Source organism: Romboutsia sp. BSD2780061687b_171204_C1, assembly GCF_015560225.1.
GTDB classification, from domain to species: domain Bacteria; phylum Bacillota; class Clostridia; order Peptostreptococcales; family Peptostreptococcaceae; genus Romboutsia_C; species Romboutsia_C hominis.
In genome coordinates this window covers 231,539-252,441 of sequence record NZ_JADMRK010000002.1, presented here as the reverse complement: position 1 = coordinate 252,441, position 20,903 = coordinate 231,539, and the positions used below count along the sequence as shown (strand labels likewise).

At 26.7% G+C, this 20,903-nt stretch carries 26 protein-coding genes; 18 read left to right on the top strand and 8 right to left on the bottom strand.

What is annotated here, in order from left to right:
* The first annotated feature begins 98 nt into the window (after positions 1–98).
* Positions 99–710, top strand: a complete 612-nt coding sequence (locus tag I2H23_RS06170; RefSeq protein WP_166505800.1) for a VanZ family protein — start codon at positions 99–101, stop codon at positions 708–710.
* A 114-nt stretch (positions 711–824) separates the two neighbouring features.
* On the opposite strand, the gene I2H23_RS06165 is transcribed toward I2H23_RS06170, so the two are convergent.
* Both I2H23_RS06165 and I2H23_RS06160 read right to left on the bottom strand, forming a co-directional pair.
* Positions 825–1,337: an ImmA/IrrE family metallo-endopeptidase gene (locus I2H23_RS06165; RefSeq protein WP_195581330.1), complete on the bottom strand. Its 513-nt coding sequence runs from the start codon at positions 1,335–1,337 to the stop codon at positions 825–827.
* A 97-nt stretch (positions 1,338–1,434) separates the two neighbouring features.
* The gene (locus I2H23_RS06160; protein ID WP_195581328.1) at positions 1,435–1,836 is read right to left on the bottom strand and encodes a helix-turn-helix domain-containing protein; all 402 of its coding nucleotides are present in this window, start codon (positions 1,834–1,836) and stop codon (positions 1,435–1,437) included.
* 263 nt (positions 1,837–2,099) lie between these two features.
* On the opposite strand from I2H23_RS06160, the gene I2H23_RS06155 reads away from it, so the two are divergent.
* Together I2H23_RS06155 and I2H23_RS06150 are read left to right on the top strand one after the other, a co-directional pair.
* Complete coding sequence (locus I2H23_RS06155) at positions 2,100–2,315, top strand: helix-turn-helix transcriptional regulator (protein WP_092924677.1); 216 nt, start codon at positions 2,100–2,102, stop codon at positions 2,313–2,315.
* A 95-nt stretch (positions 2,316–2,410) separates the two neighbouring features.
* On the top strand, positions 2,411–3,217 hold the full coding sequence (locus I2H23_RS06150; RefSeq protein ID WP_092924679.1) for a phage antirepressor KilAC domain-containing protein: 807 nt from the start codon (positions 2,411–2,413) through the stop codon (positions 3,215–3,217).
* 30 nt (positions 3,218–3,247) lie between these two features.
* On the opposite strand, the gene I2H23_RS06145 is transcribed toward I2H23_RS06150, so the two are convergent.
* Complete coding sequence (locus tag I2H23_RS06145) at positions 3,248–3,505, bottom strand: hypothetical protein (protein ID WP_195581327.1); 258 nt, start codon at positions 3,503–3,505, stop codon at positions 3,248–3,250.
* A gap of 70 nt (positions 3,506–3,575) precedes the next feature.
* Here I2H23_RS06145 and I2H23_RS06140 point away from each other — a divergent pair, with 70 nt between their 5' ends.
* The 5 genes from I2H23_RS06140 (at position 3,576) to I2H23_RS06120 (ending at position 7,985) form a co-directional block, all read left to right on the top strand.
* Positions 3,576–4,580: a YqaJ viral recombinase family nuclease gene (locus I2H23_RS06140; protein ID WP_166505796.1), complete on the top strand. Its 1,005-nt coding sequence runs from the start codon at positions 3,576–3,578 to the stop codon at positions 4,578–4,580.
* 47 nt (positions 4,581–4,627) lie between these two features.
* On the top strand, positions 4,628–5,311 hold the full coding sequence (locus tag I2H23_RS06135) for a replication protein (protein WP_195581326.1): 684 nt from the start codon (positions 4,628–4,630) through the stop codon (positions 5,309–5,311).
* Complete coding sequence (locus I2H23_RS06130) at positions 5,196–5,972, top strand: ATP-binding protein (protein ID WP_243248237.1); 777 nt, start codon at positions 5,196–5,198, stop codon at positions 5,970–5,972. Before I2H23_RS06135 ends, I2H23_RS06130 begins: the two co-directional genes overlap by 116 nt.
* 97 nt (positions 5,973–6,069) lie before the next feature.
* Positions 6,070–6,498, top strand: coding sequence for a DUF4829 domain-containing protein (locus tag I2H23_RS06125; protein ID WP_195581324.1), 429 nt, complete (start codon positions 6,070–6,072; stop codon positions 6,496–6,498).
* 371 nt (positions 6,499–6,869) lie between these two features.
* Positions 6,870–7,985, top strand: coding sequence for a hypothetical protein (locus I2H23_RS06120; protein ID WP_195581323.1), 1,116 nt, complete (start codon positions 6,870–6,872; stop codon positions 7,983–7,985).
* A gap of 73 nt (positions 7,986–8,058) precedes the next feature.
* Here I2H23_RS06120 and I2H23_RS06115 read toward each other — a convergent pair whose 3' ends face one another.
* From I2H23_RS06115 to I2H23_RS06105, 3 genes are read right to left on the bottom strand one after another with little or no spacing between them, the layout of a single operon-like run.
* Positions 8,059–8,205: a YvrJ family protein gene (locus I2H23_RS06115; protein WP_195581322.1), complete on the bottom strand. Its 147-nt coding sequence runs from the start codon at positions 8,203–8,205 to the stop codon at positions 8,059–8,061.
* 58 nt (positions 8,206–8,263) lie between these two features.
* Complete coding sequence (locus I2H23_RS06110; protein ID WP_195581321.1) at positions 8,264–8,491, bottom strand: DUF2922 domain-containing protein; 228 nt, start codon at positions 8,489–8,491, stop codon at positions 8,264–8,266.
* Between the two features lie 26 nt (positions 8,492–8,517).
* The gene (locus I2H23_RS06105) at positions 8,518–8,742 is read right to left on the bottom strand and encodes a DUF1659 domain-containing protein (RefSeq protein ID WP_195581319.1); all 225 of its coding nucleotides are present in this window, start codon (positions 8,740–8,742) and stop codon (positions 8,518–8,520) included.
* 208 nt (positions 8,743–8,950) lie between these two features.
* On the opposite strand from I2H23_RS06105, the gene I2H23_RS06100 reads away from it, so the two are divergent.
* The 5 genes from I2H23_RS06100 to dltC all read left to right on the top strand — a co-directional run bounded on the left by I2H23_RS06100 (position 8,951) and on the right by dltC (position 13,880).
* The gene (locus tag I2H23_RS06100; RefSeq protein ID WP_092924697.1) at positions 8,951–9,217 is read left to right on the top strand and encodes a Mor transcription activator family protein; all 267 of its coding nucleotides are present in this window, start codon (positions 8,951–8,953) and stop codon (positions 9,215–9,217) included.
* A gap of 446 nt (positions 9,218–9,663) precedes the next feature.
* Complete coding sequence (gene dltD, locus I2H23_RS06095; protein WP_195581317.1) at positions 9,664–10,854, top strand: D-alanyl-lipoteichoic acid biosynthesis protein DltD; 1,191 nt, start codon at positions 9,664–9,666, stop codon at positions 10,852–10,854.
* Positions 10,855–10,975: 121 nt separating this feature from the next.
* Positions 10,976–12,484: a D-alanine--poly(phosphoribitol) ligase subunit DltA gene (gene dltA / locus I2H23_RS06090; protein WP_195581316.1), complete on the top strand. Its 1,509-nt coding sequence runs from the start codon at positions 10,976–10,978 to the stop codon at positions 12,482–12,484.
* On the top strand, positions 12,484–13,632 hold the full coding sequence (dltB, locus tag I2H23_RS06085; RefSeq protein WP_195581314.1) for a D-alanyl-lipoteichoic acid biosynthesis protein DltB: 1,149 nt from the start codon (positions 12,484–12,486) through the stop codon (positions 13,630–13,632). Before dltA ends, dltB begins: the two co-directional genes overlap by 1 nt.
* Before the next feature lie 17 nt (positions 13,633–13,649).
* Positions 13,650–13,880 carry a D-alanine--poly(phosphoribitol) ligase subunit DltC gene (gene dltC / locus I2H23_RS06080; protein ID WP_092924705.1) on the top strand — a complete coding sequence of 77 codons (231 nt, stop codon included), beginning with the start codon at positions 13,650–13,652 and terminating at the stop codon, positions 13,878–13,880.
* Between the two features lie 79 nt (positions 13,881–13,959).
* Here dltC and I2H23_RS06075 read toward each other — a convergent pair whose 3' ends face one another.
* Positions 13,960–14,478, bottom strand: a complete 519-nt coding sequence (locus tag I2H23_RS06075) for a gamma-glutamylcyclotransferase family protein (protein ID WP_195237324.1) — start codon at positions 14,476–14,478, stop codon at positions 13,960–13,962.
* A 320-nt stretch (positions 14,479–14,798) separates the two neighbouring features.
* Here I2H23_RS06075 and I2H23_RS06070 point away from each other — a divergent pair, with 320 nt between their 5' ends.
* The 3 genes from I2H23_RS06070 to I2H23_RS06060 are packed head-to-tail and all read left to right on the top strand — an operon-like array spanning position 14,799 to position 17,497.
* On the top strand, positions 14,799–15,650 hold the full coding sequence (locus I2H23_RS06070; RefSeq protein WP_195581312.1) for a DUF3100 domain-containing protein: 852 nt from the start codon (positions 14,799–14,801) through the stop codon (positions 15,648–15,650).
* 18 nt (positions 15,651–15,668) lie between these two features.
* Positions 15,669–16,139 carry a hypothetical protein gene (locus I2H23_RS06065; protein ID WP_092924709.1) on the top strand — a complete coding sequence of 157 codons (471 nt, stop codon included), beginning with the start codon at positions 15,669–15,671 and terminating at the stop codon, positions 16,137–16,139.
* Positions 16,140–16,183: 44 nt separating this feature from the next.
* Positions 16,184–17,497: a M20 family metallopeptidase gene (locus I2H23_RS06060; protein ID WP_195581311.1), complete on the top strand. Its 1,314-nt coding sequence runs from the start codon at positions 16,184–16,186 to the stop codon at positions 17,495–17,497.
* Positions 17,498–17,535: 38 nt separating this feature from the next.
* On the opposite strand, the gene I2H23_RS06055 is transcribed toward I2H23_RS06060, so the two are convergent.
* Positions 17,536–18,822 (bottom strand): transcriptional regulator, encoded by a 1,287-nt coding sequence (locus I2H23_RS06055; protein WP_195581310.1) that lies wholly within the window; start codon positions 18,820–18,822, stop codon positions 17,536–17,538.
* Positions 18,823–19,002: 180 nt separating this feature from the next.
* Here I2H23_RS06055 and I2H23_RS06050 point away from each other — a divergent pair, with 180 nt between their 5' ends.
* A complete protein-coding gene (locus I2H23_RS06050; RefSeq protein WP_092924715.1) occupies positions 19,003–19,473 on the top strand; it encodes a hypothetical protein in 471 nt (156 codons plus the stop codon).
* A 164-nt stretch (positions 19,474–19,637) separates the two neighbouring features.
* On the top strand, positions 19,638–20,903 hold a 1,266-nt coding region (locus I2H23_RS15465), incomplete at its 3' end, for an SH3 domain-containing protein (protein ID WP_271932958.1).

Here is a 20,903-nt window from a genome sequence, read left to right as displayed (position 1 = left end):
AGGCAAGTGAATATTCTTATAACCTAATTGATATAAATTTACAATCATGATATATTAATTATAGTAAATTTTGGAAAATAGTTGAAGGGGAGTAAGATATGTATTCATTTGAACTACGTGGATTATTTATTTTTGGATTACCAATATGGATAATTGCAAGAATAATAATCTTAATGAACAGAAAGAAAAAGGGGATTAAATTTAACATTGGGGATGAAATTTTAACTAATCTATTTGTTATATATTTATTTTTACTTATAGGAATAACTATTTTACCTATAACTATAGGTGAAATGTCTCCATATTTACAGGAATTAAGCTTTATAGAAAGGTGTAATATAAACATAGTTCCATTTATAGATTATTTTAAAGGTGCAAATTACCTTGGAAGTATAATAAGAAATATAGTTGGAAATTTAATTTTATTAATGCCATTTATACTGTATATATGTGCAAAAAGTGAAAAATCAAGAGATTTAAAATCCGCTACTAAGATAACTTTTTTAATATCATTATCAATAGAGTTAACTCAGTTAGTTATGAATATATTTGGACTTACGTATACAAGAGTTGTTCATGTTGAAGATTTAATATTAAATACATTAGGTGGGATTATAGCGTGGGGCATATTTAAACTTATGTATAGAGGTAAAATAAAAATTATGATAGATAATACACATTCTCAGTTAATTGAAGAGGGTCAAATTTAATATACTAAAACTAATAGAGCATTAGAAATATTGCTCTTTTTTATTTAAAAAATTTTTATAAATATTTAAAATTAGGCATAAAAATAAATTGGTAAAAAGTATTACCAATATTATTTAATATGAAACATAGTGAGAATTTGTAGCAAAAAGTTGTTCATAGTGTTTTTTAACAGATTTATCTAAATTATTTACTTTGATATTAACATACCTAACAGGTATTTTTTCATGATTTGCTATTTTATAATTACAACCAGTAAAGTATTTCATAAAAACATCATCATCTAATAAAAACTCAGCTACAAAAGTATCAGCTTCCTTTTCAAGTTTTTCATAAAGAATCGGATCATATTTTTCAACCTCTAAAGTATTTATATCTGGATGAAGTAGTACATGTCCAAGTTCATGAGTATAAACTCTTTTTTTATCTTCATCAGAAAGATTAGGGTCTATAAGTACATACTTTGTATTACCAATTTTAAAATAACACCCCTCAGGTAAGTCAGTCCCAAAAATATCATCAAAACAAGAAGTAACAACTTTAAATTGATGAAGTAATTCTAATGCACTATATTCTGGATAATACTTCTTTAGAATTCTCACTTTTTCTTTTATATATTTTAAATTCAAAATTAATCTCCCCTTCATAAAAATCGCTTTGCTCATGTCGCCAACGACTTCGTCCGTTGCTCAAAAATCGCTTCGCTCAAAAAATTAAAAGTTATTACTATTTATTCTTTTCTTTGTCTATAGCTAAAAGCATCCCCATTTTAATAGCTTGTAAAACCCCATCTATGGCCTCTTTAGAAGCTGGCTTACCACAAAACATTAATCCATCTTGTTTTAACATTTCTTCAGCATTTTCTAATATGTTTTTAATATCTTTTTCACTTCTTTTAGTTATATCACATTCATCATAAGTTCTTTCATCAGTAAGGCCTAGTAAGTAGTCAGTAGACACTTCAAGTGCATCAGCAAGTCTTGAAAGTACGGCAGATTTTGGTTCTCTTAATCCATTTTCATATCTAGATAAACTAGCCTCTGTTATATTTGCTCTTTTTGCTAATTCTTTTTGATTTAAATTTAAATAACGTCTAGCTCTAGAAATTCTCTGTGCAATAGTCTCCAAATTCTTCACGCTCCTTTGGTTAAAATTAACATTATTTAGTTATATTTTAATAATATCACAGTGTTATTAAAAAGGAAATAAAAATGTACATACGGTAATAAAAATATACAAAACATACAAATTACTAAAAAAAATGATAATTTGTATAATAAAATTACCAAAAACTAATTGACACTTACAAAATATGGATGTAATATTTAGTTACAAAGGAGCAAAAAAATATTTATCATAAAAAAATAAAATAGAGATAGGGGAGTAAAATAATGGGACTTAGAATACTTAAATCAAAAAGGGCATTATTTGGATTAACACAAGTTAAAGTAGCAAATATGATGGGGATGAATACAAAAACTTATAATCTTAAAGAAAATGGAAGGGTAGATTTTTCATTAGAGGAAGTAGTAAAAATAAGTAAGGTATTAAATCTTAATATTAAAGAAGTAAATGAGATATTTTTAAATTTAGATATTGAGAATTAGTTATACAAAAATTTTTACTTATTATATTACCAAAAGGTAATAAAAATAGCTAAATTATAAAAAAATGATAATAAATATATACAAAGGGGATTTATATGAGAGATTTAAAGGTATTTTTTAATAAGGAATTTGGAGAAATAAATGTAATAGTAGTAAATAACAAGGAATATATAGAGGCTATAGGAATAGCTAAGATATTAGGATATGTAAATCCTAGAGATGCAATAATAAGACATTGTAAAAAAGAGGGGGTAATTTTTTCCGACGTGGGGGTAGTTACTGGTTTTAGAGATAATAAAAGTGAAATAATACAATTTGTTAGAAAGAAATTTATAGATGAAAGTAATGTGTATAGATTAATTATTAGGTCAAAACTACCTAGTGCAAAAAGATTTGAAAAGTGGATAATGGAAGAAGTAATACCTTCTATTAGAAAAAATGGAGCTTATATGAATGAAGATGTTATTGAAAAAGCTTTAGAAAATCCAGACTTTATAATACAAATGGTAACTAAGTTAAAGGAAGAAAGAAATCAAAGAATGTTAGTAGAGAAAAAGGCTAGAAAGCTTGAAAAAACTATAGAACTAGATAAGCCACTTGTAAATTTTGCAAAAACTATAGCTACAAGTGAAGATGCTATAACAATAGGACAGTTTGCTAAAATACTAAACAACAATAACATAAAAATAGGAAGAAATAGACTATTTAGTATGTTAAGAGATAATGGATATCTTATAAAAAGTGGTAAAGAAAAGAACATGCCAAAGCAAGTGTATATAGAAAGAGGGCTTTTTAAAGTATCTGAAAGCATTTTAAATACAAGTGAAGGTGAAATAATATCCACAACAACACTTATAACTGGAAAAGGTCAAAAATATTTTTTAGAAAAAACTTACAAATAGATAAAAAAATAATGGTTAAAATTAACCATATTAAGTATTAACAGTAAATAATAAAGATAAACCAATAATAAAAACAACTATATATCCTAGTATATCTATTTTTGTAAATGATTTAAAATCTTTAAAAAATTTATAAAGTACTCTAATTAATATAATTACAACAAATACGCTAATTAGAAAATTATAAGAACTAAAGTTGGTATTAGGTAAAAATATAGCATCAAATATACTTAAACCTATGGCAAGTAATAAAAATATTATAAATTGCTGTTTATCAGTTAATTTCAAATAATCACCTCAGAAGTATTATATATTACTAGGAAAAAACTTACAAATAAATATAAAGGGGGATAAACTAATGAGAAAATTTTTAGAGGCTAATATAACTCATAATACAAAGAAAATGAGTAAATATGAGTGGTTAAAGGAAAGGGGAAAAGGTATAGGTGGAAGTGATGCATCTAGCGTAGTTGGGCTTAATCCATACAAAAGCTCTGTAAGTGTATATTTAGAAAAACTTAACTATATAAAAAATAACATAAACAATATAGATGATAAAACTATAAATAGTATGTTAAATAAAAATACACAACATATTGAAGATACTATTTATACAAATTACAAAATAGAGCTAGGTAATAAGTTAAAGGATTTTGTAGCTAAGGAATTTGCCTTAAAAACTAATAAGAAAGTCAGAAATATTAATGGGATACTTAAAAATGATAAATATCCATTTGCAATAGCAAATATTGATAGAGCTATTGTAGGAGAAAAAGCATTTTTAGAGTGCAAGGTAAGTGGAAGCTACTTTAAAGGAGAATGGAAAAATGGGGTGCCAATTAATTATAAAGTACAATGTTATCATTATATGGCAGTTACAGGAGCTACTCATTGTTATGTAGCAGCACTTATAGGTAATGAAGATTTGGTTATTCATAAGATTGATAGAGATGAAGAAATAATAGAAGATATTATGAAGTTAGAGAAAATGTTTTGGGAAAAGTGTGTACTAGGAGATAATATCCCAATACCAGATGGAAGTGATGATTATTCAAAGGTACTTAAAAATCTTTATAAAGAAAGCAAAGAAGAAGAGATAATACTATTTGAAAAGGAAAATTACTTAAATAGATATGATGATGTAGTAGGTCTTATAAAAGAGTTAGATAGTGAGAAAAAGGCTATAGAACAATATATACAAAGTCAAATGAAAGAGTATGAAATAGCTTATATTGGGGATAGAAAAATTAGTTGGAAAAAGCAAAGTAAAAATATATTAGATTCTAAAAGATTAAAAAAAGAACATCCTGATTTAGCTAAAAAGTACATGAAAACTACTACATCAAGAGTGTTTAGAATTTAAGGAAAAATTAATTATGGATTTAAAAGCTTAAAATTAGGGGGATTAATATGGCAGTTTATAGGCATATACACATAGATTATTGGCAAGATGGTTTTGTACTTGATTTAACACCAGAGGAGAAATATTTTTATATTTACCTTATGACAAATAGCAAGACTAGCCAATGTGGAATATATGAATTACCTAAAAGGATTATAGAAACAGAAACAGGATACAACAGAGAAACAGTAGAAAAGCTTCTTAAAAGATTTGAGGACTATGGAAAAATTATTTATAGTGAGGAAAGTAAGGAGATTTTTATTAAGAATTGGCTTAAGCACAACAAGGTGGTAAGTCCAAAGGTTAAAAAATGCGTAGAAAAAGAACTTTTAGATATTAAAAGCATTGACCTTATAAATTTATTTTTAAAAGAATGTCATAGGTATGGATACGCTATAGACATAAAAAATAAAAATATTACCACTATGGATAGTGTATCTATACCCATAACTAAAGTAGAAAATAACTTTGAGTATGGGTATGGGGAAAAAGAAAAACAAAAAGAAAAACAAAAAGAAAAAGAAAAATATAGAGATGTTGAGATAAATAGGGGTGGTAGTGATGGAAAGTATAAAAATGAGTCTAAAAAATTTAAATGTACCACAAAATATGAAAAAGAGGATGGAGTACTTTATAAAAAGCCAAGTGAAGAACAACTTAGAAAGTTCAGAGAAGAACTTAAAAGAATATAGATGTTATAAGTGTAGAGATATGACTTTTATTATAAATGATGGTGTAGCAGTTCCTTGTAGTTGTAGAAAAGTTAGAGAAGCTGAAGATATTTTAAAAAAGAGTGGAATAAGTGAAAAGTTTAGAAATAAAAGATTTGATAACTTTGACTACTCAGTAGATATGATTCTAATGGATGCTTATAAAAAGGCTAGTGATTATGTAAAGTTTTTTAATGAAATTGAAAATGATAGAGGAAATTCTATTATGTTTTTAGGACAAGTAGGCTCTGGTAAAACTCACTTAAGTCTTGCTATTTGTAATGAGCTTATGGATAGTGGTGTTGGTGTTGTGTATATGGGTTATAGAGATGTTATAACTAGGCTTAAGCAAAATATTATGGATGAAGTTTATTATAACAATGTTATGAATAGGTATAAAAATGCTAGAGTTCTTTTGATTGATGATTTGTTTAAGGGTAGGATAAGCCATAGTGATGTTAATATTATTTTTGAGATTGTAAATCATAGGTATTTTAATAATTTGCCTGTTATTGTAAGCTGTGAAAAGAAAGTTAGTGAGCTTATAGATATTGATGAGGCTATTGGCAGTAGGATTGTTGAGATGTGTGGGGATTATATTTGTGAGATTAGAGGAAAGAAGCTTAATTATAGGATTAGGTGATAGAGAAACTAAGTTTATATAATATGAAAATTGAGATATATTACAAAGTTATGTAAAATAATAGTAATAACAAATTATTAAATAAAAGGGGAGTTATATGAAAAAACTTATTATATGTCTTTGTTTTATATTATCAATATTTTCATTAGTTGGCTGTAATAAAGGAAAAGTATCTAATGATATTAAAATTGAAGTTAGTGAATCTACTAAATTTTCTAAAGAGGAAATAGATAATGCAATTAAATGTGTTAAAGATAATTTTAGTTTTGAAGGATCTACTTTAACAAAGATATGGTATGATGAAGAGAAATCTAATCATTGGGTTGATGCTTATTTAGAATATGGAAATGGTTTGGAAAATGGAGCTAAGGCAGAAAATGTTATTGTTTTACTATCAGATTTTGATGTTGATGGCTCTGGTGATAATCCTGTTTTAGAACCAAATACCACATACACAGACTATCAATGGGTATTGATAAGAGATAATGAAAAAGGCAATTGGAAAATTGATGATGCGGGTTATTAGAATTTAATTAATTATAAATAATAAAAATCAACAATTTAAGCAATAAAAAAGACAGGTTTCCGATGCCTGTCTTTTTTAATTAGTGAAAATTATATTAAATAAAAAGAATAAAAAATAATAATGGATTTATTTTAGTAGGATATTTAAAGTATGTCCTAAAATGGAATTAATATACAAAAAAATTGTAAATAAATAATTAGAATAAAATATATTAGATGATTTAGACTTAATTATAAATCATAAAAAGTATGGATATACATTAGAATGGTTGTAAATGTTTTCATTTGAGATTCAGGTAAATATAAAATATGGTATAATATTACAGTTGAAAAATAAATATTGTTTATAAATTATAAAACATGAGGGATAAAATGAATATAGTAAACTTATTAGGAATAACGTACAAAGAAGATATAATAAGCAACTTAATAGTTGGATTAATAAATGAATCTAAAGTATTTAAAAACTCATTTATAAAAAATATTTTAAATATAGAAAATCCATCAGATTTTAAAGTTAAAGCTTATACAAGAATAGCAACATCAGCTGGTATTCCAGATATAATTGTAACATTAGAAAATGAAAAAGATTCAAGATTATTAATAGTGGAAAATAAGTTAAAGGCAGATGAAGGGTTTAATCAAACTTTAAGGTATTCAGATGAAAAATGTATAAAAGATTTAGTAGATAATAAGTTATTGGAATTAAAAAATAAAGATTTAACAACAGAGTTTATATTTTTAACTTTAATTCCTGAACAAATACCTACTGGGGATAAATTTAAAAACATAACATATAAAGATTTAATTGAAAATGTAGACGTAGATATTGAAGATGAAGTATTAAAAAGAGTATATTGTGATTTTGTATCAATATTAAAAGATTTCTATAAAGATTTAGATATTAATGAATATGATAAACTTATAGATAGTTGTTTTAATGAAGAAGATAAAACTAGGGCATTTATAAAGTTTAAAAATATAGTAAAAAATATAAACGGTAAAAGTGGACTAAGTGTTAGAGAAATTGGAAAGGCAGGTGGAAATGGTAGGTTAAGTTATTATGCAAAAATATCTAAAGATAGTTGGATAGGAAAAGAGGAAGCACGATTTATAAATAATACTTATAAAATAACAAAAGATTGTTATGATATACATCTAGAAGCATCTTTTGATATTTTTAATAAAAAGATGACATTACCTCTACATTATGAACCTAGTCCATATATACCTAGAAAAAGATTAATAGAAAAAACAAATGAAGAAGATTATCAAAAATATATAACTAAAAGAGATTATGTAAAAGGTTTAGTACATAATGAAATTCATGAGCTTGGAGATAGTAATATAAAACCTTACAACGGGTCTAACACGATAGCATCTATTAATATACCAATAGATGAAAATATCACAATTAAAGAGTTTATAGAGTCAATTGAAAAGTATATGATTATAGTAGAAAACATAGTAGATAAGTGTTTAAAGTAGGCTATGAGTAAATAGAAGTTGATTTTATGATAACTTAATATAAACAACAAATGAGCCGTATTTTACGGCTCATTTATTTCATTCCTATTATATTTTTAGATAACTCATTAATACTATCAGATAGAACCTGAAGCTTTCCTTCAATCCTTACAAGCAAATACATACTAAGGGCTATAGGAAAGCCAACAGAAGCTATAAGAGTTTGTAATTCAGAATTCATAAAAACACATCCTTTCAATAAATTAAAAGCTATGCTAAAAATAGCATAGCCTTATTAACTATAAAACAAAGTCGTACTCAGTAGTTCCAGTTTCAACAACCTTAGCTTCTACTAAAGAAGCAAAGTTTTCTCCACCTGGTTTAAATATATTTTTAGAAAGTATAGTAGTCATAGCTGTCTTTATCTCTGATTCAGTTAAATTTTCTCTAGGGTCATCTACTGATATAGAAACTTTTTTTCCTGATGTTGTCATAAAGCTCATTAATAATTTCTTTGTAATTTCCATAATACACCTCCATATAATTTAATAACCTATTCTGATAATGTAGTGTTACCTATTATAGCTACTTCAAGTAACGTATTATTTTGAAGTGATGCTATAACAGATCCAACAGCATATACATCATCATCTGTTGCTTCTGGGTCAACATTAGAGTAAGTTTTACTTTTTACCTTTGTCTTTCCAGTTACATCATCCATACCACAGTCAAATCTTATCTTTAATCTTGATAGATTTTTAGTTGCTACTACTGCCATAATCATTCCCCCTTTTTTGTAGTTCTTGATAATAAGTATAGGTATTTTGAGTTTTAATAGAAATTAAAGTTTTTTATAAAAAAATTTAAATACCTATGTATGAAAACACGACGTAGGGTATTGTATTTTATAATTAAAAATAGAAGGAAGTATATTAAAAATATTGAAAGTTAAGTATAATTTAAGTTAAAGGTGGAGGTGCTATTTTATGCTAGATTATTTGACTAAAGATGATTTACCAGAGTCTATTAAGGATTTAGCTGATGTTATTGGAATAGATTCCTTTAAAAAGCTTGTTAAGTTTGCTGGGGGAAGTAGCGTATACATTCCTAATGAAAGTAGTATTACTAAATCTGTTAGGAATAAAATTATGAAAAAAGATTTTAATGGTAATTATAAGGAACTGTCTAGAAAATTTGGCATAAGTGAAGTTCAAGTTAGAAATATTATAAATGACAAAATTGATAGAATTTAAAAAAATTAGGTTACAAAATTATTAAAAAATTAAATTATACATTATAATAAAAATATATTTATATATTTATTGATAACAAAAATACTAACTATATAAATATAGTATTTAAATATTAGAAAAATAACTAAACTTAAATAATTAAGGTTTTTTTATATAAAACTATTAAAAACTAAAAAAATAATACAAAAGATAAAAGTATAGATATATATCTATACTTTTTTGATATGCAAATTTTTACTAACTAAAAGAAAAATTATAAAAAACTTATATTTTTTATTTGAAATATGATAAAAATAAAATATTTAAGTGTAAAATGATTTTAAAAATAATTTAAAAAAACCTTAAAAATACCTTAAAAAAACATAAAGTTACAAAAGTGTTATTGAATATATGTCGATAAAGTAATAAAATAGTTAGGTATTACGATTAAATTAGAGGAGAGAAATATGAAAAAAATAACTTATTTCATTGTGCCGATATTAATAGGGGGAATATTCTTATTCGGACTAGACAAATTCCTAGACCATGAGATAAAAGACCTATTAAATAAAAGAGACTTAATTCCTGTAATGAATTATCCTCTAAGCTCGGAAAAGGATAAGGGAATTATATTAAATAATCATCTTTTAAAACAAAATGATATTATGATGATAGGTTCATCAGAACTAGGACTTGCTACAAAGCAACATCCTACTTACTATTTCAATACAAATAGAAGTAAAAATGGAGTTTTTACAATAGGGAAGGCATATACTCAAAATTTACAAGATGCAACTATAATTGGGAGTACAGACCCTAATATAAAAGATAAAAAAGTTGTATTACTACTTTCTATGCAGTGGTTTATGGATAAAGAAGGTGTTACACCTCAACATTATCAAGGTAGATTTTCACCTGTTCAATTCTATGCCTTTTTACAAAATCCTGAAATATCAAAGGAAAATAAAGAGGAGTTTGCAAAAAGAACAATTGAGCTATTAGCTGGATCTGGAGAGTTTAAGCCAGAAGCTGTATATGCAAAGTTATATATTAGTGATTCATTCATTTCAAAAGTAGAAAAGACTATATTACACCCTTACTTTAAAGCAAGACAATTTGAAGTAGTGTTAAAAGACAAGGGAATGTTATTTAGAAAGTTATTAAGAGCTCCTGAGAAAAAAGAAGTTAAAAAAGGAGAGCCTATTAACTGGGAAAATGAAACAAAACAAGCAATTGAAGATGCTAAAAAAAGAGTTGGAAACAATGATTTATGTATAGACAAAATGTACTATGAGAAAAACTTTGGTAAAAACCTAGATAAAATGAAAGGTAGATACGATTATGTTAATCTATTAGAATCAAGAGAATTTGATGATTATGAGTTAACATTATCAGTATGTAAAGATTTAGGAATAAAGCCAGTAGTTGTTATGCTTCCAGCTATGGACAAGTTCTATAACTTAACAGGAATATCAAGAGAAGAAAGACATGCTTTTTATGATAAAGCAGAGAAAATGGCAAAACAAAAAGGTTTTGATGTTATAGATTTAAGAGACAAAGAAACTGAAAAGTATTACTTAAGGGATGTTATGCACCTTGGTACGAAAGGATGGGTAGATGTTTGTGAAAAATTATTTAAAAAATTTGATCAACAATAAATACTTAATGATAAGTATTACATTAACAATAGTTATAATAGCGGCTATATTAGTGATGACATTTACATCATTTAAAGAATTACCATTTATATATAATGAATTTTAATAAGGAGGATTACTAATGAAAATCATTGAAGGTATAAAAAAATACGCAAATACAGACAGGATAGCATTAAAATGTAATGATGAAAGTCTTTCTTATAAAGATTTAGATAAGTACTCAGAAGCAATAGCTTTATATTTAAAAGATATACATGAAGATAACACACCAATAGTTATATATGGAAACAAGGAAAATATGATAATGGCATGTATGATAGGTGCCCTAAAATCAGGAAGAGCATATGTACCACTTGATATAAGTTTCCCACTAGATAGAGTATATGATGTAACTGGTGAAATTAAGCCAAAAGTTGTATTTAACTTTAGTGAAGTAAACTTAGAAGGCTTAAATGTAGTTAATGAAAATGAATTAAAAGAAATTATAAATAAATATGAAAATAAAGAAATAGATAAATCTAACTGGGTAAAAGATGATGAAAATGCATACATCTTATTTACATCAGGAAGTACAGGAAAACCAAAGGGAGTTCAAATAAGTTCAAACAACTTAGATAGCTTTGTTGATTGGATTAGTCCATATTTAAACATAGATGGAAGTGAAAAAGTAATAATGAATCAAGCAGCATATTCATTTGACTTATCAGTTACATCTATATATCCAGGATTAGTTCATGGTGCTACTTTATTCTCTTTAACAAAGAAAGTATTAGCAGACTACAATGAACTATTTAGACAATTTGGTGAATCTGATATGGCAGTATGGGTTTCAACACCATCATTTGCAGGTGTTTGTGTAACAGAAAAGAGCTTTAATAGTGAAATGTTACCAAAACTTGAATCTATGATATTTATAGGTGAAGCACTTCCAAAGAGTTTAACAAAAGAACTTTTAGAAAGATTTGAAAATACTAGAGTTATAAATGGATACGGACCAACTGAAGCTACTGTTGGAGTAAGTGTAAATGATATGACTATGGAATTAGTAGAAGATGAAAAAAGCTTACCTGTAGGATTCCCTATGGAAAACTGTAAGATAAAAATTATAGATGAAGAGGGAAATGAACTAGGTGAAGGTGAAAAAGGTGAAATAGTAATAATAGGACCTTCAGTTTCAAAAGGATACTTCAACAATGAAGAAAAAACTAATGAAGTATTTTACTTTGATGAAATAGATGGAGTAAAACATAGAGCTTATAAAACAGGAGATATAGGATATCTTCTAGATGGAAGAATATACTACTACGGTAGAAAAGATTTCCAAATAAAATTAAACGGATTTAGGATAGAAATAGAAGATATAGAAAACAACTTAAGAAAAGTTGAAAATATAAAAAATGCAGTAGTTATACCAGTTTATAAGGATGAAAAAATAGCATACTTAACAGGTATAGTACAATTAAAGGAAAAGAACTCCCTAAGCAATCTTAAAAATGGGATGATAATCAAAAAAGAATTAGGAAAATATATACCATCATATATGATTCCTAGAAATATAAAGGTTATAGATGAATTCCCAACAAACATAAACGGAAAAATAGATAGAAAGAAACTTATGGAGGAAATTTAATGACTTTTTCACAATATGGAGATTATTTTTATCTTTATATATTATTATTAACGTCAATACCAGCTATAATATTAGGACTTTGTGAAAAAAAGATAAAGTACTATGGAATGATAGCAACTGCATTTATGATACTTTTAATAGTTGGAGTAAATGTACACCTAAAATTCTTAATAGCCTTTATGGTAATTGAAGTTATAGTAGTTAAAGGATATGAATATGTAAGAAAGAAAACGGACAGTAAGCTTGTATATAGATTATTTTTATTAGCATCAATGTCTCCAATAATAATTAATAAATTATCACCATATACATCAATGGGGACTATTGGTTTTATAGGAATATCTTATTTAAACTTTAGAACAATACAAATGGTTATAGAAATTTATGATGGGGCAATAAAAGAAGTAAAATTATTAGATATGATTTACTTTGTACTATTTTTCCCAACATTAAGTTCAGGACCAATAGATAGATCAAGAAGATTTGAAAAAGAATTAGAAAAAAATATATCAAGAAGCGAATATGTAAATGAATATTTAGCTCCAGGTATTAAAAAAATATTTATGGGGATTGGATATAAGTTTGTAATAGCATTTTTAATAAATGTTTACTGGATGTCAAAAATACCTACTGATATAACTTTTAAAAATGCACTAAGCTATATGTATGCTTATAGTTTATATTTATTCTTTGACTTTGGAGGATACAGTTTATTTGCAGTAGGTACAAGTTATATATTTGGTATAAAAGCACCAGATAACTTTAACAAACCATTTATAAGTAAAGATATGAAAGAATTCTGGACAAGATGGCATATAAGTCTTTCTAGATGGTTTGGAGATTATATATTCTCAAGATATTTAATATCTTCTATGAGAAAGAAAAGATTTAAAAATAGAGCCACAGCAGGTCGTGTTGCTCAAATGATAACAATGTTAGTTATGGGATTTTGGCATGGTTTAACATGGTTTTATATAGTATATGGTATATATCAAGGTCTAGCATTAGTTCTTACAGATATATATCAGAAAAAATCCAAATTCTACAAAAAGCATAAAAAAGAGAAATGGTTTGAATATGTGCAAATATTTGTAACATTTAATATAGCATGTTTTGGACTACTAATATTCTCAGGATATTTTGCTTAATTTAAGGAGGACATAAAATGCAAGAAACAGTTATAGAAATATTTGAAGATGTTTTAGGTAGTGATGAAATAAGAGATGATTTAGATTTTGATTTATTTGAAGCAGAGCTTTTAGACTCATTAGCTATAATACAAGTATTACTTGAAATAGAATCTAGATTAGGAATAGTACTTCAGCCAACAGACTTAGAAAGAAGTGATATGGCTACAGTTAATAACTTAGTTAAATTCTTAGAAAATAGAAAATAATATTTAAATTAGTTTATTAAATAATTAAAAAATAACACTCCATATAATATACATGGAGTGTTATTTTTTAATATAATTATTATTTTTTATTATTTTCTTCCATATATACTTTCCAGTCTCCATGTTTAACTGGAACTAATTTATCATCTTTATTGTATTCAGCTGGAGGATTATACTCATAATAATAAGCTTTTTCTGTAGTTCCATCCTCTAACTTAACATCTACTATTTCTCTATTATATTCATTTTCATTTTCTTTTCCTACTTCATAAGCTTCTAATTCATCTAATTCTTTTAAAGTAGAATCAAAATCTTTAAATTCCATTAACTCCCCAATTACTTCACCATTTCCTGGTGTTACAGCAGGGTACCCCTTATTTTCTATATGGGATAAATCACCTTTTATAGTAGCTTTATCATTTTTCGTTACTTTTCCGTCTAAATATATATCGTAGTTAAACATATCACTTCTTAAACTACCATATACAAATACTTTTTTGATTTCCTCAGCTTCCGTTTTATTGCTTTCTTTTGCACTACAGCCAACCATTAACATCATACTAGATGCTACTAAGATACCAACTAATTTTTTCTTCAATTTACCTACCCCTTTTCTTGATATTAGTTAACATTAAGTTAATCTATACTAAAGTTGACTTTTAAAATTTATCACTTTATACAAATTTTGTCAATAACATTTTGAAATGAATATTTTTTAAATACAAATGTTTAAGATGAAAAATATATTGACAAAAATCTCCAAATATTTTATTCTTTAATTACGGACAACTTAATGACATGTCAAAAATAAAGCTTTAAATATTTTATGTAAAGCTTTTATTTTTGAAAGTGGGCAAACGTATTCTTAAAAAAGGGGAACTTTGCCTTATTAAATACTTATATTTTTAGGGAGGAAATATGGAAAATAACAAAAATCTTATGAAAGTTATGCTTGCAACTTTATTAATAGTTGTAGGGTGTGAATTTATTGGAGAGTATACAGTTAAACTAGGTTCTGTAGCCTTAGTATTATTCCCAATGTTATATGCAGTAATTATAGGAATTATAATCACACCAGATTTATTAGGGAAGAAAATAAAAGTATTAAAAGAAATAGTTGGGGAAAAAGAAATAAATATAGCTGGAGATGTTGTTGGTATCGCACTTGTTTTACTTGGTATAAAGTATGGTTCAACAGTTGGTCCTAACCTTGCAAAAATAATACAAGCAGGTCCAGCATTTTTAGCTCAAGAATTTGGACATATACTAGCACCTATAGTAGCACTTCCTTTAGCGTTACTATTTGGTTTTAAAAGAGAAGCTGTGGGGGCTTGTTCTAGTATAAGTCGTGAAACTTCTTTAGGAGTTATATCTGAAAAATACGGAATAAATTCACCAGAAGGTAGTGGTGTTTTAGGTACATATTTAATGGGAACAGTAATAGGAACTATATACTTCTCTATACTAGGTTCTGTTTCAATATATACAGGTCTTCATCCATATGCACTTGGTATGGCAACAGGAGTTGGTAGTGGTAGTATGATGACTGCAGCTTCAGCAGCACTTACAAAAGTACCAGAAATAGCAGCTGATCCTGCTATGGTTGATACTATACTTTCATATGGGGCTACAAGTAATATGATGTCTAGTTTAACTGGACTAATATTCTTAGTATTTATAACTTTACCATTTACAAATAAGTTATATAAAGTTTTAGAGCCTAAAATAGGTAGAAAGTCTAAAGAAACATCAAAAAATAGTGTAGCTTAGTAAAGAGAGGGATAAAAAATGTTTGCTAATATAAATGTTAAAAAAAGTTTTAATCAACTTATAGTCATGCTAATGGTTGGAGCTATGATTTTAATAGGGCAATATATAAGTAAGGGAGTAGCAATAACTACAGCTCTTCCTGGAATGTTAATAATGATAGCAGCAGCTATGGCAGCAATGATATTAAAAGATTTATTTCCAAAATCAATATTTCCTGCATTTGGATTTGCAACAATAATAGGGTTAATACTTAGTATACCAGGAAACCCAGTATCAGATGTATTTAATGAACAAGTTGCAAATATAAACTTTATGGCTATAACTACACCGCTACTAGCATTTGCCGGAATATCTGTAGGTAATAAAATAGAAGAATTAAAGAAAATGTCTTGGAAAATAGTAGTTATATCTTTAGTAGTGTTCACAACAATATTCTTTGCTTGTGCATCTATAGGACATATAGTACTAAAAATGCAAGGGGTTATATAGTTTAATATAATACAAATATTTATATATTTTGGGAGGAACTAATTATGAATAAAGCTAAATTAAAAGAATTAATTATAAAAACAATAGATGAAAATAGAGATAAAATAATAGAAGTAGGTCGTGGAATATATGAAAATCCAGAATACGGATATAAAGAATATAAAACTACTGAAGCTGTAGCAAACTTTTTAAGTGAAGAATTAGGACTAGAAGTAGAAAAAAATATAGCTGTTACAGGATGTATGGCTACTGCAAATAGTGATAAAAAAGGACCACATATATCTATATTAGGGGAATTAGACGGAATATCTTGTAAAGAGCATAAACACTCTAATGAAATAGGTGCATCTCATACTTGTGGACATAATATACAAATAGCTGGTATGTTAGGTGCTGCAGTTGGATTAGTTAAAAGTGGTGTATTAGATAATCTTGATGGAAAAGTATCTTTTATGGCTACTCCAGCAGAAGAATTTATAGAGTTAGAATATAGACAATCATTAAAAAATAAAGGTGAAATAACTTACTTTGGTGGAAAGCAAGAACTTGTTAAAAGAGGATACTTTGATAATATAGATATGTCTATGATGTTCCATTCATTAGATATGGGAGAAAATAAGGCATTAGTAGGTCCAGAAAGTAATGGATTTATAGGAAAGAAAGTTCAATTTATAGGAAAAGAATCACATGCAGGTTCAGCACCACATGAAGGAATAAATGCTTTAAATGCAGCAATGCTTGCTATAAATAATGTAAATGCACTAAGAGAAACATTTAAAGAATCTGAAAGAGTTAGATTCCATCCAATTTTAACTAAAGCTGGAGATATAGTAAATGTTGTACCTGCTGATGTTCAAATGGAATCATATGTAAGAGCTAGAACTATAGATGGTATGATAGATGCTAGTGAGAGAATAAATAGAGCACTAATAGCAGGTGGTAATGCAGTTGGAGCAGAGGTAGTATTAACTGAAATACCAGGATATTTACCAATACTTCGTTATAGAGATATGGATAAATTATTTAGTGATAACTTAGTTGATTTAGGAATAGAATCAGAAAAAATAGTTGATGGTGGAGATTTTACAGGTTCATTTGACTTTGGTGATATATCTCACCTAATGCCAACACTTCACCCAATGATAGGTGGTGTAAAAGGAGCACTTCATACTAGAGAGTATGAAATAGTAGATGAAGAATTAGCATATATAGTACCTGCAAAGTCTATGGCTATGACTGTTGTAGATTTATTATTTGATGGTGCAAAAGAAGCTAATGAAATATTAAATAACTTCACTCCTGTAATGACTAAAGAAGAGTACCTAAGCTTCTTAGAAAAATACGATAGAACTATATAATTAATAAAAAAAGGGCTTTTAATAAGCCCTTTTTTGTACTAAAATAAAAGTTCTACAAGGTTTTTAGGTCTACCGACTCCCTCACTAGTTCCCTTTGCACACACTCTTGCTAGTTCTTTTGAAACTAATTTATTTAAAATTCTTCGAGCACTTCTATCACTTATATTTAAGTGTGTAGCTAACTCTTTTGTATCATATATTTTACTTTGTCTAGTATTACTTATTGCTATAATTTTTGATATTGATTCACAGCTTAGTCCTGACTTTTTAGAAATATCTATTGTATATTCATCAGAGGCTATAAGTGAATAGTTAATTTCACTATCTAACCCTAGAGGACCTTTTAAAAACTTATTTTCATCAATTAAATATATATCAAAATCAGAAGAATCTAAAGAACGCTTTAATGCTTTATATCCATTTGTTTCAGCTTGATATGAAGTATTTCCAATACCAATACCTACAGCAAGAGAAAATCCAATAGATTTTATTTTATTTTTTAAACTAAACAATTTATTGTAGTTTATAGTGTTTTCAATAGCACCTTTATGAGCAAATATTATATACTCATCTCTACCAAAATTAAAAACTGAACCTTGTATATCCCTAACATATTCAACTATAATTTTATCAAGGTCACATCTTTTAATCATGTTAGAGTAATACTTGTCCATACTTTCTTTATAATCTACTAAGCTAAGAATTTCAACACCTATCTGAGAGTGTTTAGCTTTATTTAATTCATATTTACTTTTTAGTTCATTATAACTTACTCTTATAAGAGGTCTAGTTGCTTCTAGTCTAAATACTGGATATCCTTTTGATTTTAAGTAATTATAAACATTTGCAAGTCCAGTTAGCATTACATCTGTTTTTTTGCTTTCAAATAAATCAATATGCCATTTAGCATAATCCATTTCAGAAATATCATTAGAATAAGGCATAGAATATACATTATTAATATCAAAGTCAATTTCATATAAAGCATCACTTAAAATCTCGTTATCAACAACATCTATACTAAACTTATTAAAATTTATATTACTGTTTTTTATTTGCCAAAGAGCTTTAACAATACTTGCGTTACCTCTTGATACAAAAACATTAGGCAAGTTTATTTTATACTTAGCCTTAACGGATTCATAAACTCCACAACCTGTAAATATTATTCCATCACATTCATTTTCACAATCTATTATTACTTCTGGTGCATCTACTAACTTTTCTCTTATATATAATTTTATCTCTAAATTATTATCTATTTCATTTAAATATTCTTTTATTTTTTTACTAGAATCTAAAGGTCCTACAACTCCTATCTTCATAAATATCCTCCAAAACCACTAAATTAATTACATATTATGAATTTACTATAACATAGTATATATTATGATAGAAGGAATTTATAAAATATAGAAATACAAACAATTTATCGTTTAAAAAAGAGGTAAACAATAGAGTTTATCAAAATATTATAATAAATATATTTTTAGGGGTAGAGATATATGATAAATGATAAAGATTATAAATTACTAGAAATATATGCAAAGGCATATAAGAAAAGTTCATTAAAGGTAGATTTAGTAAGAATAGAAAAATTAGAAAAGAATATGAAAAATTTAAATGAAGAAATAACAGAATATATAAAAGAATTATGTGAATTAGATTTTGAATTCAAAAAAAATACAAGTCCTATTCCAGACCCTATAAAGTACTTTATAGAAAATGGAAAGGCAATAGAACAATGGGACTATATAAATAATACACTTTGGGATGGATATTGGAAAAGATGTAGTGGAAGGGATTTAGAGTACTTTATGTCTTATTTAGAATATCCAATAATTTATCCAAATCATAAAAGCTATATTGAAAATAATAAAAATTTAGTAGAAGTATTTAAAAAAGAAACTGGACTTAAAAAAGTTCCATATGGTGTAAAATGTGCAGAGGTACTTAATAAAAAATATTTCAAATAAAAATGTTTTAAAATATAAATTTCTCTATATTTCTAGAAAAAGTTACAAAAAAACTACAAAATTTTAGTTTTATTTGTCGGATAAGATTTACTAAAAAAATATACTGTCGTATAATTATACTAATCGTATATAATGTCAAATTTATCCACAAGGAGAGAATATAGATGAAAGAAAAGATAGCATTAGCAGCACTAGCAGCAGTGCCTATGACCGTAAGTAGTGTTTATGCTTCTGATTTAACAGGAATTGTTACAACAAGTTATTTAAATGTAAGAAGTGGACCTTCAACTAGTCATGCAGTAATATTTAGTGTTAAAAAGGATGAAAAAGTATCAATTGAAGAACAAACAGACGGATGGTACAAAATAAAAACTAATAAAGGAAATACTGGATGGGCGTCATCTACATACATATCATTATCTAATAATGAATCAAATGATAATCCTTCTTCAGATAACCAAAGAAGAGTTACAATAGAAGGACTTAACATGAGAAATGGTGCAGGTACTAGTTATAGAGCTATAACTAAATTAAAAAATGGAACAATATTAGAATTAATATCAGAAAACAATGGATGGTCTAAAGTTAAATATGATGGAAGAATAGGCTATGTATATAGTGATTATTTAGAAAAAGTTTCAGATTCTAATATAAATACTAGAGCGAATACTACAAAGGTAGTAAATTATGACTTCTTAAATGTAAGAAGTGGACCATCAACATCTCATTCTATAGTTGGAAAACTAAATAGAGGAGATAAGGTAGGGGTTATATCAGAAAGTAATGGATGGAGTAAAATAAATTACAATGGAAAAGTTTCTTATGTATCTAGTAGATATTTAAGTAATCCATCAAATACAAATCCTGAAAAGCCAGACTCAAATAATGAAAGCGTAAAAGAAACAAAAGTAGTAAACTATGAATTCTTAAATGTAAGAAGTGGACCATCAACATCTCACTCAAAAATAGGAACATTAAAAAAGGGAGATAAAGTAGGAGTAATATCTGAAAGCAATGGATGGAGTAAAATAAAATATAATGGAAATATAGCATACGTATCAAGTACATATTTAAGTAAAGAAAATACAACACCAGAAGCACCAAGTAACCCAGGTGAAAGTGTAAAAGAAACAAAAGTAGTAAACTATGAATTTTTAAATGTAAGAAGTGGACCATCAACATCTCACTCAAAAATAGGAACATTAAAAAAGGGAGATAAAGTAGGAGTAATATCTGAAAGCAATGGATGGAGTAAAATAAAATATAATGGAAAAGTAGCATACGTATCAAGTACATATTTAAGTAAAGAAAATACAACACCAGAAGTACCAAGTAACCCAGGTGAAAGTATAAAAGAAACAAAAGTAGTAAATTATGAATTTTTAAATGTAAGAAGTGGACCATCAACATCTCACTCAAAAATAGGAACA